This window comes from Microbacterium sp. J1-1 (assembly GCF_024498615.1).
Taxonomy (GTDB): domain Bacteria; phylum Actinomycetota; class Actinomycetes; order Actinomycetales; family Microbacteriaceae; genus Microbacterium; species Microbacterium aurugineum.
Map to the genome: position 1 here is coordinate 1,663,815 of NZ_CP089590.1, position 12,881 is coordinate 1,676,695.

The window sequence follows — 12,881 nt, forward strand, 5'->3', positions numbered from 1 at the left end:
TGTGAATGTGTGACAGGAACACGAGCGGAATCGGCATACTCCCGCGCTGTCACCGCCTTCCGCACTCCGACGCTCGATCTGCTCCACGGTCGGTACGCTCCCTTCGTCGTCGCCTCGCTTTCTCTGCTGTTCACGGCTGACCGGCCGTCGATCCCGATCGCGGATGCCCATGCCGAGCTCTCCGAGATCCTCGAGGAGCTGAGGGGCGCGGACGACGATGACGATGAGCGGCGGACACCGGCGGGGACCGGACGCGATGTCTCGAGGAACTGGGTGCGCCTGGGCTGGCTGGTCCAGCAGATCGATGACGACGTCGAGGTGTATCGGCTCTCCGCGCATGCGGTGGAGGCGCTGGAGATCGCGGGCCGGACGGGCGGTGGACGCACACGCGTCTCGAACTCCCGCGTGCGCACGCTCCTCGAGGCCGTGGAGCACTTGGCGGACAGCGCGGAGGCCGATCCGGAGCGGCGACTCACGCGCCTTCGCGAGGAGCGGACGGCACTCGACGCGGAGATCGCCCGGATCGAGGAATCGGGCAAGGCGGATCCTCTCGATGATGAAGAGCTCTTCGAAGAGGCGGAGAACGTGCTGCATCTGGCTCGCGAGCTCCCGGCGGACTTCACGCGCGTCGCCGAGTCCCTGAAGGTCATGCAGCGCGATGTCGTCGCCCACCTGCGTCGCGACGAGCGTCCGACGGGCGAGGTCCTCCGTGAGTATCTGCAGCGCGCGCAGGACGTCATGAACTCCACCCCCGAAGGGCGCGCGTTCGCCGGGGCGCTGCGGTTGATCGGTGACCCGGAGCGCATCGACGCGCTGTCCGAGCAACTCCACGGCCTGCTCCGGCAGCCGTTCGCACGCAAGCTCGACAGCAACCAGCGCGCCGATCTCGATGCCATCGGACGCCGGGTCGAACTCGGCGTCGAGGAGGTCTTGGCCGCGCAGCGCCGCGCATCGCACGTCATCACCGGGCAGGTGAAGACGCACGATCCGCTGCGGGACCGTCAGATCGACGACCTGCTCCGCGATGTGATCGCCGCCCTCCACGTCTGGGACGGCACGGGCGCGAGCGCAGCGCCGGTGCGCAGCCTCCCGCTCGTCGACCTCGGACACCTCCGCCAAACGGTGAGCAGTATCCGCCCTCCCGCCGCCCCCGCTCCCCTCGCGGACGCCGACGACGTCGAGTTCCTCGACGTCGACAGTCGCGCCTGGGGAGGCCCGAGATACACCGAACTCGAAGAACACGTCTCCGCTCTCGGTGAGGAGTTCGACCTCGCCGCGGCGTTCACGACAGCCGCGGACGACACGCGCCGCCCCGTCGACCTTCTCGGTCTGCTCGAGATCGCACACCGCAACGGCATGACCGAGAGCGACGAGGTGTCGGTGGTCGAAGCCCTGCGTCCGGACGGCTCGACACGACGTTTCGCGTTCGGCGCCGTCACGGCGCGCAACCCGAAGGAAGATGCACATGCCTGAACAGAGCCTCGCGACCGACGCGCCGCTCGATGAGCCGTTCATCGCGCCGGTCCCGATGGAAGACGACATCGAGGAGCACTTCGCAGGTGATCGGGGAACGCTCGATCCGGAGATCCGACGTGTTCTGGTGCACATCCTTCAGCGCCGGTTCATCGCTGCGGAGCGCAACCGTCGGGAGTGGACCCTGCTGCTGGACCATCAGCAGGTGATCGAGTCGCGCTTGAACGACCTGTACCTCCGCCTGGTCATCGATCACGGCCGGGGGTTCGCGTACAAGCAGCAACTCCGCTCCGACGAGATCGACATGCCCGTTCTCCTCAAGGATGCGCCGTACACACGTGCGGAGACACTGGTGCTCGTGCACCTGCGCACCGTCTACCAGCGGGAGTCCGCCGCCGGTGAGGCCTCCGTCCGTATCGACATCGAAGATCTCGAGCAGACGGTGCTGAGCTACTTCACGGATGTCGACGGAGGGACCGCGCGACAGCAGAAGGCGATTCGCAACGCGATGGACCGCCTCGACCGTGAGGGCATCATCCAGGAGGAGACGAGTGGTCGCTATCGGATCACGGCGCTCGTCGAAGTGGTGCTGAGCGCGGAGACGCTCAAGGAGCTCCGGGATTGGCTGCGGTCGCAGGAAGTGGTGCAACGATGACGATGGTCGACACGCTGTTCGGACTCATTCCCTCGGGGTCCCGAGGACAGCAGTGGGTGGCGGAGGAGCTGCAGCTGATCAACTGGGGCGGCTATGACGGCGGCCCTCACCGCGTGCGTTTCTCCCCGGATGCGACCCTGCTCTGCGGCGGTTCGGGGTCGGGGAAGTCCACGCTGATGGACGCGTACATCGCGCTCATGATGCCGCACACGACACCGTTCAACGGCGCGTCCAACGGTGGCGTGACCGGGCGCCCCCGGGGCGAGGAGCAGCGGAACATCCTCTCCTACGGGCGGGGGAAGATCGACGAGTCCCGAACCGAGGACGGCACCAAACTGCGCGTGCTGCGTGGTGACGGTGAGGACACCTGGAGCGCGATCGCCACGACGTGGCTGGATCACGACGGGTCACGGTTCACCGCGGTACGTGCGTGGTACATCCCGGCGGACGCGCGCACTCTGGAAGACACCACCCGGGTGCGGGCGACGGTCGGCGGCGCCTTCGACCTGGGACTGTTGGAGCAGGCAGCCGCGCAGCGCCTGTCCGATGCGGCGGTGCGTGGGACCGGGCTGGAGACGCTCGCCACCGACCGTGAGTTCTCGGCGCGGCTGCAGGCCGTGCTCGGGATCGGTGCCGCGGGCTCCGGCTCGAAGGCCATCAGCCTGCTGGCGCGCATCCAGGCAGGACAGCAGATCACGACGGTCGACGATCTCTACAAGAAGCTCGTCCTGGAAGAGCCCGAGACCATGGCCACCGCAGACGCCGTCGTCGCGCACTTCGACGAGCTCGAGAGCACGCGCACCCGGATGCTGACCGCCAAGCAGCAGGTGAGCGCTCTCGAACCGATCCGGGCGATCAAGGAGCGGATCGCCGCGGCTGCCGAGCGCGTCAGGGTGATCGACGAGGTCGGCGTCTTCACGGATCCGTCCTCGCTCGCCGCTCTATGGAACGCGCAGCGACGTCTGGATCTGCTCCGCGAGGTGGAGGTCGAACTGGGCGACCGTGCGCGTGCCCTGAGCCTCGCCGTCCGCGAGAAGCGTGCGCTCGTCGACGCGGCCGACCTCGAGCGCGAAGGACTCCTCGATGTCCTCCGTCAGTCCGGCGGCGATCGCCTCGAGACCGCGCAGCGCGAGCTCCGCGTCGCCGAACGCCGGCTCGAGGACGTGCGCCGGGAACGGGCGAAGTTCGACGCCATCGTCCGCGAGTTCGGCGCAGAGGTCGAAACCGCGGCGCAGTTCGACGCGTTCGTCTCCCAGGCTCGCGGTGCGTCGGCGAAGTCCGACAACCGCGGGGCACGCGCTGCGTTCGCCGACGCGGAGACGACTCGGAGAGCCGCGGAGACGGAGATGCGCGGTGTTCGGGAGGAACGCGAGCGGACGAGCCGCGTGCGGGGCAGCATCCCGGCGCGTCTCGACGAGTCGCGGGCTCTGCTCGCCGAGGCGGTGGGTCTCTCCCCGTCGGAGCTCCCCTTCGTAGCGGAGCTCATCGAGCTGCGGACCGAGTTCGAGCCCTGGCGTGAGGCTTTCAACCTCGCTCTCGGCGGTTTCGCCCGGACGCTGCTGATCGATGCCGAGCACTTGGCGACGTTCCGCTCCGCCATCAACGCGGTCCGCACTCCCGAGCGCCTGAACTACGAAGGCGTGCACGTCGGACTGTCCGAGATGCGCCCTGCCGATCCGAAGTCGCTTCCCGCCCGGCTCGACTACCTGCCATCGCCCTTCACCGGCTGGTTGCAGCAGAGACTGCAGGAGCGTTACGGGTACGTCTGCGTGGATTCCCCCTCGCAGCTGAGCGAACACCAGAAGGCGCTCACGATCAGCGGTCAGGTATCTCAGGGAAGCCGCGGCGGTCACGGCGGTCAGGGCCGTGCCAATGTGCTCGGCTTCACCAACGAACGCCGGTTGCGGGAACTCGACGAGCAACTCCGCCGACTTGCCGAGCGATACGAGGACGCCGCCGCGGCGGCGCAGGAGGCCGAGGCCGCGCTCGACCGGATCGAGACGACGTCCACCGCGCTCGCGAAGATCGAGGACCTCACCTGGGAGCAGATCGATGTCGTCGCCGTGGAAGCGGAGAAGGAGCGCTGGCTCGCGGTCGAAGCCGAGGTGACGACGGCCAGCCCCGAGATCGCGCCGCTGAAGAGCCAGGCCGAGGAGTTGAGGGCCCGTGCGGGTCGCCTCCGCGACGACGAGGCGCGGCTGGGCAATGAGCTCGCCCAGACGCAGGAGCGGTGGGGGCAGGTGACCGATGACGTCGACGCCTGCCAGACCGTGATCGATGCGGCAGCGTCGTCGGGGACCGTCTTGGAGGAGGGGCACGCGGCCTTCCTGGACGGGCGATTCCTGCATGCGGAGACCGGGGACACACCGGCGGCGGCTCAGAGACTGTCGCATCTCGACACAGCGCTCCGGACCGCCGCGCAGCGCCTCCTCGAGGAGCGCCGCGAAGCCGCCGACGCCCACGAGCAGCAGCGGGAGAGCATGCGTCGACTCATGACCGGGTTCCTCGAACGCTGGGACAGTCTGACGATCCTCCCCGATCCGGATGCCTCGGTCGGCGAGTTCGAGAGCATCCTCGAAGCGCTCCAGACCAACGGGCTGCATGAGCTCGAGACCGAGTGGCGCGACAGTCTCCTCAAGCTGTCCGGAAACGATCTGACGAGCCTCGACTCGACGCTCAGCCGCTCCCTCCGAGAGATCAAGGATCGGATCGATCCCATCAACAGGATCATGGAGGAGCTCCCGTTCTACGACGATGACCATAGGCTGCAGATCACCCCGCGGGAGAACCAGACGGAGGCGCGCAAGCGGTTCCGCAGGGAGCTCCGTGAGGTCCGCGGACTCATCGATGCGGCGTCGACGGATGCAGAGCGTGAGACCGTCTATCGCAAGATGAGCCGGCTGATCGCACGCATGCGTCGCACGGCCCCCGATTTCGCGGAGCTGATCGACGTGAGGAACCATGTGCGGGTGAGTGCGGAGAGAGTGGACGCCGCCACGCGTTCGCATGTCGCGCTCTACGATCACATCGGCGAGAAGTCCGGAGGGGAGTCGCAGGAGCTCGTCGCGTTCATCGTCGGCGCCGCTCTTCGGTACCAGCTCGGAGACGCGGGCGCGGCTCGACCGCGCTACGCCCCGGTCTTCATGGACGAGGCTCTGATCAAGGCGGATGCGCATTTCACGAAGCGCGCGATCGGTGCGTGGAGAGGTCTCGGCTTCCAGTTGGTGATCGGCGCCCCGAACGACAAGTACAGCGCGATCGAGCCTCACGTCGATGTCGAGTACGACATCCTCAAGGACACGCATGGGCGGTCGTGGGCGAAGGCGAAGGTGGGCCTGCCGGACGACGCCGCGATTCGCAACGCCTAGGCTCCAGACATGGCTTTGGAACCCCTCTTCCTCCGTCTCGATCGGATCGCGGGCGGCCGCCACGCCGGCGTCGCCATCAGCGAGGCCGATCGCACCCACCCCCGGACGGTGCGCGCCTTCGCGTGGATCCTCTGGCTTCTCGTCGTCGAGCTCGTGATCGGTGTCGGGGCGGTCGTCGTGGCGCTGGTGCTCGCGGTCGACGGAGAGCCCGTTTCATTCGCGGTGTGGATGCGGACGCTCGTGGTCCTCGCGATGACCGTCACGCTGTTCTACTTCGCGTGGCGAGCGCGGCGCGGGTGGCGCTGGGCGTATCAGCGCCTGCGCCTGTTCGCGCAGATCTTCCCGATCATCACGCTCGTGATGGCCGCCATCCCCGGCCTGTATCCGCTGTGGATGGTCTCCGAGCAGATCATCTTCAGCCTCATCATGATCGGTATCGCCGACTTCCTGACGAGCGACCACATGCGTCGTGCGTTCGCCGCACCTCCCCCCGACGACGAATAGCACGCACGGGGCCGCGACGCCACTCCCTATCGCCGGCCGTGACGAGGCGGCATCCTCGTCTGAGGCGAGAGGGTCGAGGAGGGAGAGCGGATGGCGAGACTGAACCGCGTGGTTCCGGGGGAGGACCCCGGGTTCCGCAGGCGGCGATCCGGATCAGGGTTCCGGTATGCGGGTCCCGGGGGAGAGACCGCCCCGGAAGCTGATCGGCAACGCATCGACGATCTGGTGATTCCGCCGGCCTGGCGCGACGTCTGGATCGCTGCGGATCCGTTGGCGCACATCCAAGCGGTCGGGGTCGACGAGGCGGGCCGCAAACAGTACCTCTACCACCCGCTGTGGCGCGTCAGCCGCGACCGCAAGAAGTTCGTCCGCGCTCTCGAACTCGCCGCTGCGCTTCCCGGTGCCAGAGCACGCGTGACACGGGCTCTCCGCGAGGATGGACAGACGAAGGAGCGCGCGCTGGCGATCGCCTTCCGCCTGCTCGACGATGCGGCACTCCGGATCGGCTCGGAGCGGTACCTGGTGCGTCACGGCAGCCGTGGTCTCACGACCCTGCGGCGTCGTGATGTGCGCGTGTCCGGGAGCGAGGTGGCGTTGTCGTTCCCCGCCAAGAGCGGGCGCACCGCATCGATAGAGATCACCGATGAGGCGCTCGCGGACGCCCTGACCGATTTCGCCGCGGGGAAGTCCGGAGCCTTCCTGCTGGCCTATCGGCGCGGCCGCCGCCGTGTGCGCATCAGCCCGGCCGAAGTGAACGCGTATCTGCGCGAGGTCACCGGCTCCTCCTTCTCAGCGAAGGATTTCCGGACTCTGCACGGGACGATCATCGCCGCCGACGCCCTGGCCCGGATCGGCGAACTCGATCGTCGCAGCGAGCGCAAGCAGGCCGAGCGGCTCGCGGTGCAGGCCGCGGCGACCGCACTCGGCAACACCACCGCCGTCGCACGCGGCAGCTACATCGATCCGAGGGTGTTCACGCAGTATGCGCGGGGGCGCACCCTCGACCTCTCCGTGTCGCCCGAGACGGCCATCCGCCGACTGCTGGGCGGACCGGCGACGTCGCGGAAGAGGACGCGGCGATCCGGATGACAGGATGGATACATGGATACAGCCAACCTCACCCGCGAGGAGACCGCAGCGCGATCCGCAGCGGTCACCGTGCACCGCATTCGCGTCGAGCTCGACCTGACCGGCGCCCCCGAGCGGGCTCGCACCGGGTTCCCGACGGTGACGACGCTCGAATTCGACGCGTCCACCGAGGCGACCTGGCTCGACTTCATCGGTGAGGCAGTCACCCGCGTCGTCCTGAACGGTGTCGAGCAGGAGGTCGTGTACGACGGCGCACGGATCTCCCTCGTCGGGCTGGGCACGTCCAACGTCGTCCGGGTCGAAGCGGTCGGCGCCTATAGCCGTTCGGGCGAAGGACTGCACCGTTTCCACGATCCCGCCGACGACGAGACGTATCTGTACACGCAGTACGAGCCCGCCGACTCGCGCCGGGTCATGGCGTGCTTCGAGCAGCCGGACATGAAGGCGTCCTACATCTTCGTGGTCGACGCGCCGTCCGGGTGGGAGGTGCTCTCGAACCAGTCACCGACGCACACGGACCTCGGCGTCGGCGTGCAGCGCGTCGAGTTCGCCCCGACTCTCCCGATCTCGAGCTACATCACCTCGGTCGCCGCCGGCCCCTATACCCGGGTGGACGGCGAGTGGCAGCGCGGCGAGGAACAGGTCGCCCTCGGAGTCTTCGCCCGCCGCTCCCTGGCCCCGTATCTGGAATCCGAGGAGATCCTCGAGGTGACCCGGCAGGGGCTGGACTTCTTCGCGGAAGCGTTCGCCTACCCGTATCCCTGGGGCAAGTACGACCAGATCTTCGTCCCCGAGTACAACCTCGGAGCGATGGAGAACCCGGGGCTCGTGACGTTCACCGAGGCATACCTGTCCCGAGGGGCGGCCACCGAGGCGCAGCGAGCCGCGCGTGCAAACACGATCCTCCACGAGATGGCCCACATGTGGTTCGGCGACCTCGTGACCATGACTTGGTGGGACGATCTGTGGCTCAAGGAGTCCTTCGCCGACTACATGGGCGCACACGCGTCCGCGGTCGCGACGCGTTTTCATGACGCGTGGGTCAAGTTCGCCGCGAGTCGGAAGGCGTGGGCCTACCAGCAGGATCAGTTGCCGACGACGCACCCGATCGTCGCGGATATCACCGATCTCGAAGCCGCGAAGCTCAACTTCGACGGCATCACCTATGCCAAGGGCGCTGCGGTGCTGAAGCAGCTCGTCGCGTTCGTCGGGGACGAGGCGTTCTTCGAGGGCGCCCGTCGCTACTTCGCGGCGAATGCCTTCGGGAACACGACTCTGGACGACTTCCTCGTGCAACTCAGTGCCGTGTCCGGACGTGACATGAGCGACTGGTCGGCGTCGTGGTTGCAGACCTCCGGCGTGTCGACGATCCGGCTGGAGACCGACGACGACGGGCGCCGTTTCCTCGTACAGACGGATCCGCGCCCGCACCGGCTCCGCATCGGGCTCTACGGGCGCGAGGACGGCCGCATCGTCCGGAAGGACCAGCAGGAACTCGATCTGCTCGGTGAACGGACCGAGGTGGAGCTCGCTGACGCCGATCTGGTGCTGCTCAACGACGACGATCTCACCTATGCGAAGGCGCGACTGGACGGGGCCTCGCTGCGCACCGTCGAGGAGTCCCTCTCGTCGATCGAAGACCCGCTGGCCCGCGCGCTGGTGTGGTCGTCGCTGTGGAACGCCACCCGCGACGGCGAGCTCAGCGCGACACGCTACCTCGCGATCGTGCGCACGCATGCTCCGGCGGAGTCGAACAGCGGACTCCTGTCCAGCGTCCTCGCCAATGCGGTCCACACGATCCGGCACTACGTCGCACCCGCCCGGCGCGACGACGAGCAGCGCACCTGGACCGCAGCCGTGTGGAATGCGCTTCAGGCCGCGGACGCGGGGAGCGATGCGCAGCTCTCGTGGGCGCGGGCTCTGGCGACGGCCTCCGCGTTCGACGATGTGCACAGCGAACGGGTGCGCGCCCTGCTCGACGGGGACGTTCCCGAGGGTCTCGTCGTCGATCCTGACCTGCGCTGGCAGCTCCTCACGGCACTCGTCGCGACGGGGCATGCCGACCTCGCAGACATCGCGGCCGAGGAGGAAGGCGACGACACGGGGAGTGGACGCACGGCGGCGCGGCGCGCACGTGCCTCGCGCCCGGAAACCGCCGTGCGACGCGGCGCGTGGGAGTCGGCGTGGAATGACGAATCGCTCAGCAACGACCACTTGGATGCCGAGATCGACGGCTTCCGCGCCGGGGGACGCCGAGACCTCATCGCGAGCTTCGATGAGGAGTATTTCCGCCGTATCGGTGCGGCATGGAGCGGACGCAGCATCGAGATCGCTCGAAGGCTGGTCCTCGGGTTCTTCCCTGCGAGCGACACCCTCGGCCCCGTCGACGCCTGGCTTGCGGACAACGATGCCGCGCCGGCCGCACTTCGTCGCCTGGTCGTCGAGCAGCGGGATCACCTGCAACGCGACCTCCGGGTACGCGCCGCACAGGACGCGTCCGCCGAGGGCTAAGCCGGGGCGACCTGCATGCCCATGACCGTACGTACGATCCACGGGTGGGCGCGGTCGTCGTCGATGTGCGTCATGCCGAGGTTCTCGGCGACCCCGCGCGACGCGGTGTTGGCGGGGTGGATGATCGCCGTCAGCAGGGTGGGGGCGAGTTCGCGGGCGACGAGTTCGACGCATGCCCTCGCGGCTTCCGTCGCGTAGCCTCGGCGCTGACTCGCGCGACGGACGTGATAGCCGACCTCCAGCACCGGAGCGTCGTTCGCGGACTGCCAGGTCAGACCGCAGTCCCCGATGAACTCACCGTCGTGCGTCTCGATCACCCATAGCCCGTGCCCGTGTTCCCGGTAGCGCTCCTGCATCCGCGCGATCCATTCGGCGCTCTCCGCGCGCGTCTTCACGGCCGGGTAGAAGGCCATGACCTCCGGATCGCCGAGCATCTCGGCGATCTGATCGAGGTCGTCCTCCCTCATCTCGCGGAAGCGGAGGCGGGCGGTCGGCGAGGGGAGAAGGCGGCGTGCTGCGCCGGTCACAGGTCGAGGGTGTCGCCGGGCTCCAGCACGAAGAACTCGCCACCGCCCTGCTCGGTGGCCCATTGCAGGCGCTGTCGGTGCATGTTCTTGCCGATGACCGACAGCGTCATGTCGTGGGTGCCGAAGGCGCGGCGTGGCGCGACGGCGAGCACGTAGTCCATCGCTTCGCCGATCTTCAACCAGGGCGCGCCGAGCGGCGCGGCGAGAGTGCCCACCGAGATGCCTTCGGGGACGGCGTAGGAGTCGCCGGGGTAGTAGAGCTCGTCGTTGACGAGGACGCCGACGTTTTCCACGGTGGGCAGAGATGAGTGGATGACCTCGTGCGTGCCGCCGAAGAAACGCAGAGTGAAACCGCCGACCTCGACGGTGTCACCGGGGGAGACCACGGTGATGTCGTAGCCCTCTGCCGCGCGCGCGACGCCGGCGGGCGCGAAGATCGGGGTGCCGGGCGCCGTGCGCAGCAGACGGTCGAAGTGCTCAGGGGTCCAGTGGTCGGGATGCTCGTGCGTGATCACGATCCCGACGAGATCGCTGAGATCGTTCACGGGTGCCGTGAAGGACCCCGGATCGATCAGGAGGGTCCTGTCGTTCGCATCGAGACGGAGAGCAGCATGTTCGAACTTGGTGACGCGCATGAGATGAGTCAACTCCTTCGTCTGCTCCACGGCAAACGGATTCCGCGCGCCACGCCCGGGGGTCACGAGGAGGCGGCCTCGATTTTGCGGACGGAGAAACGCCGTGGCATACTTGAACGGTTGTCGCGCGACGGAAACGTTTCGCCAGACGGCCCCATCGTATAGCGGCCTAGTACGCTGCCCTCTCACGGCGGTAACGCGGGTTCGAATCCCGCTGGGGTCACACAACACGAGAAAGCCTCCGGTTCGCCGGAGGCTTTCTTGCTTTTCAGAGGCCGTTATTCCGCCGGCCCCGAGCGAAGCGCCATCGTGCGGAATGTCCTGTTGCTCAACGGCAGGATCATCAGCGCCATCATCGCGCCGCCGAACAGGGTGAAGGGCACCCACAGGCTCGTGAGTGAGGCGAGCGCGCCGAACCCCGCCATCGCCAACGGCATCAGGCAGTCGTCTCCCAACCGGGTCAGCGATCCCATCCGGCCGAGATAGGCGGTGTCGACGGTGGCTGAGAAGGTCGCGCTCAGCAGGACCGAGGCGTATCCGGCTGTCGCTCCGATCACGAAGGCGGCCGTCGCCACGGTCCAGGCCGGCCCGAACCCGAGGGCGACGATCCCTGCCCCTTGGACCACCAGGGCCCAGAAGCCACCGCGCGCTTCGTGGCGGGGTCGCCACTTCGCGACCGAGACGGCTCCGATCGCCGCGCCCAGACCGAGGAGGGCTTCGAAGAGGCCGACCGCCTGCGCGCCCCAGCCTTCGGCGTGTGCGCGCAACGCGAGGCCGATCCCGACAGCGGGCCCCACGGCGAGGTTCAGACCCGACAGCGCGATCACGAGGGTGCGCGTGGTCGGATTCGCGGAGAGGTGCGCGAATCCTCGCGCGATGCCGCGCAGCGCCGACTCCTTCTCGGCCCGGGCGAGTCGGAACCGCGGTCGCAACCAGATCGCGATGAAGGCGGCGACGAGCGCGAACGTCAGCGCATTCAGTGAAGCACTGCCGACGAGGCCGGCGTGCGCCACGATGATCCCGCCGATCGCCGCGCCACCCATGGTGCCGAGTCGTGACGCGGTCTGCGCGGCCGCCCCGTACGACGGTAGATCCGTCGGTCGGACCAGCTGTCGCGCGATGGTGCCCGCCGACGGCTCGTAGAACGCGTCGCACACCCCGAACGCGATTGCGGCGAACAGCAGGATCGCCACGGAAGGGGGCGTTGTGAGGACCCACACGGCCACGGCGACGAGCACGCCCACGCGGAGGATGGTGAAGAAGAGCATGATCCGCCGCGCATCGGCACGGTCGGCGATCACGCCGCCGAACAGCAGGATCGCCGCCCGGGGGATGGTCCCGGCTGCGACGATCAGGCCGGCGACGGCCGGCGACGCGATCTGCACGGCTGTCCAGGCGAGTGCGATCGTCCAGAGTGCATCCCCCGCGTCGGAGAGGGCCTTGACGCCGATCCATGCGTGCACGCGGTGATCGCGTCGGAACTCCGGGGGAGTGAGGAGCACCGTCGGCTCGCTGAGGGTGGCCATCACGGCACCGTCGGGAAGGCGTGGGCGAACACGAAGATGGGCGTGCGTGACTGGTCGTCCGCGAGATCGATGCCGTCCTGCCACTCGCGGATCGTCGCCAGGAGTCGAGCGGAAAGATCTCGCAACTCATCGGGAGAAGCCCAGGTCGTGGTCTCGGTGTTGGAGCCGTCGTACCCGACGTAGGCAGGATCGTGTCGGTGCCTGTGCCACTGCTGGAGTCGCTCGATCTGCATCCGGATGCCCTGGCGTTGCGCCTCTCGGGCGAGAAGGGCGTCGGAGGGGGAGTCCGCGTAGTCGTCGGTCGACCAGGTCAACCCTCTCCGTGCGACAGCCCACCAGCTGGTCCGCTTGTCACCGTCCGGGTCGGGAACGCGCTCGACGACCCCCGCTCGCTCGAGCATGCGCAGGTGGTGGCTGATGCTGCCGACCTGGTTCTCGAGTGCGCGGGCAAGCGTCGTCACCTGAGACGTCCCGTACAGGAGGAGGTAGTCGTAGATGCGGCGGCGCAACGGATGGTGCACGGCGGTGATCACGGAGATGTCTTCCACGGGAAAGACGCTAATCCCGCCCGTGCAGACGCACAAGCCTTCTTG

At 68.1% G+C, this 12,881-nt stretch carries 10 protein-coding genes and 1 tRNA gene; 7 read left to right on the forward strand and 4 right to left on the reverse strand.

Annotation, left to right across the window (positions count from 1 at the left end):
• The first annotated feature begins 9 nt into the window (after window positions 1-9).
• The 6 genes from LRQ07_RS07855 (at window position 10) to pepN (ending at window position 9,600) form a co-directional block, all read left to right on the forward strand.
• The gene (locus tag LRQ07_RS07855) at window positions 10-1,473 is read left to right on the forward strand and encodes a DUF3375 domain-containing protein (RefSeq protein ID WP_232761961.1); all 1,464 of its coding nucleotides are present in this window, start codon (window positions 10-12) and stop codon (window positions 1,471-1,473) included.
• Entirely contained in the window at window positions 1,466-2,128 is a 663-nt protein-coding gene (locus LRQ07_RS07860) for a DUF4194 domain-containing protein (protein ID WP_232761960.1), read from the forward strand. Before LRQ07_RS07855 ends, LRQ07_RS07860 begins: the two co-directional genes overlap by 8 nt.
• On the forward strand, window positions 2,125-5,496 hold the full coding sequence (locus tag LRQ07_RS07865) for an ATP-binding protein (RefSeq protein ID WP_256536329.1): 3,372 nt from the start codon (window positions 2,125-2,127) through the stop codon (window positions 5,494-5,496). Before LRQ07_RS07860 ends, LRQ07_RS07865 begins: the two co-directional genes overlap by 4 nt.
• Before the next feature lie 9 nt (window positions 5,497-5,505).
• Window positions 5,506-6,000, forward strand: a complete 495-nt coding sequence (locus LRQ07_RS07870; protein ID WP_256536330.1) for a hypothetical protein — start codon at window positions 5,506-5,508, stop codon at window positions 5,998-6,000.
• A gap of 90 nt (window positions 6,001-6,090) precedes the next feature.
• On the forward strand, window positions 6,091-7,089 hold the full coding sequence (locus tag LRQ07_RS07875; protein WP_248540330.1) for a DNA topoisomerase IB: 999 nt from the start codon (window positions 6,091-6,093) through the stop codon (window positions 7,087-7,089).
• 12 nt (window positions 7,090-7,101) lie between these two features.
• On the forward strand, window positions 7,102-9,600 hold the full coding sequence (gene pepN / locus LRQ07_RS07880; RefSeq protein ID WP_256536331.1) for an aminopeptidase N: 2,499 nt from the start codon (window positions 7,102-7,104) through the stop codon (window positions 9,598-9,600).
• Here pepN and LRQ07_RS07885 read toward each other — a convergent pair.
• Together LRQ07_RS07885 and LRQ07_RS07890 are read right to left on the reverse strand one after the other, a co-directional pair.
• A complete protein-coding gene (locus LRQ07_RS07885; RefSeq protein WP_227991616.1) occupies window positions 9,597-10,127 on the reverse strand; it encodes a GNAT family N-acetyltransferase in 531 nt (176 codons plus the stop codon). The genes pepN and LRQ07_RS07885 overlap by 4 nt on opposite strands.
• Complete coding sequence (locus LRQ07_RS07890; RefSeq protein WP_047523962.1) at window positions 10,124-10,762, reverse strand: MBL fold metallo-hydrolase; 639 nt, start codon at window positions 10,760-10,762, stop codon at window positions 10,124-10,126. The genes LRQ07_RS07885 and LRQ07_RS07890 overlap by 4 nt, the downstream gene beginning before the upstream one ends.
• 150 nt (window positions 10,763-10,912) lie before the next feature.
• Between LRQ07_RS07890 and LRQ07_RS07895 the strand changes: the two genes are divergently transcribed.
• Window positions 10,913-10,985 (forward strand) — tRNA-Glu (locus LRQ07_RS07895).
• A gap of 55 nt (window positions 10,986-11,040) precedes the next feature.
• On the opposite strand, the gene LRQ07_RS07900 is transcribed toward LRQ07_RS07895, so the two are convergent.
• Window positions 11,041-12,288 carry an MFS transporter gene (locus LRQ07_RS07900; protein ID WP_256536332.1) on the reverse strand — a complete coding sequence of 416 codons (1,248 nt, stop codon included), beginning with the start codon at window positions 12,286-12,288 and terminating at the stop codon, window positions 11,041-11,043.
• Window positions 12,288-12,836, reverse strand: coding sequence for a winged helix-turn-helix domain-containing protein (locus LRQ07_RS07905; protein WP_256536333.1), 549 nt, complete (start codon window positions 12,834-12,836; stop codon window positions 12,288-12,290). Before LRQ07_RS07905 ends, LRQ07_RS07900 begins: the two co-directional genes overlap by 1 nt.
• Window positions 12,837-12,881: the final 45 nt, after the last annotated feature.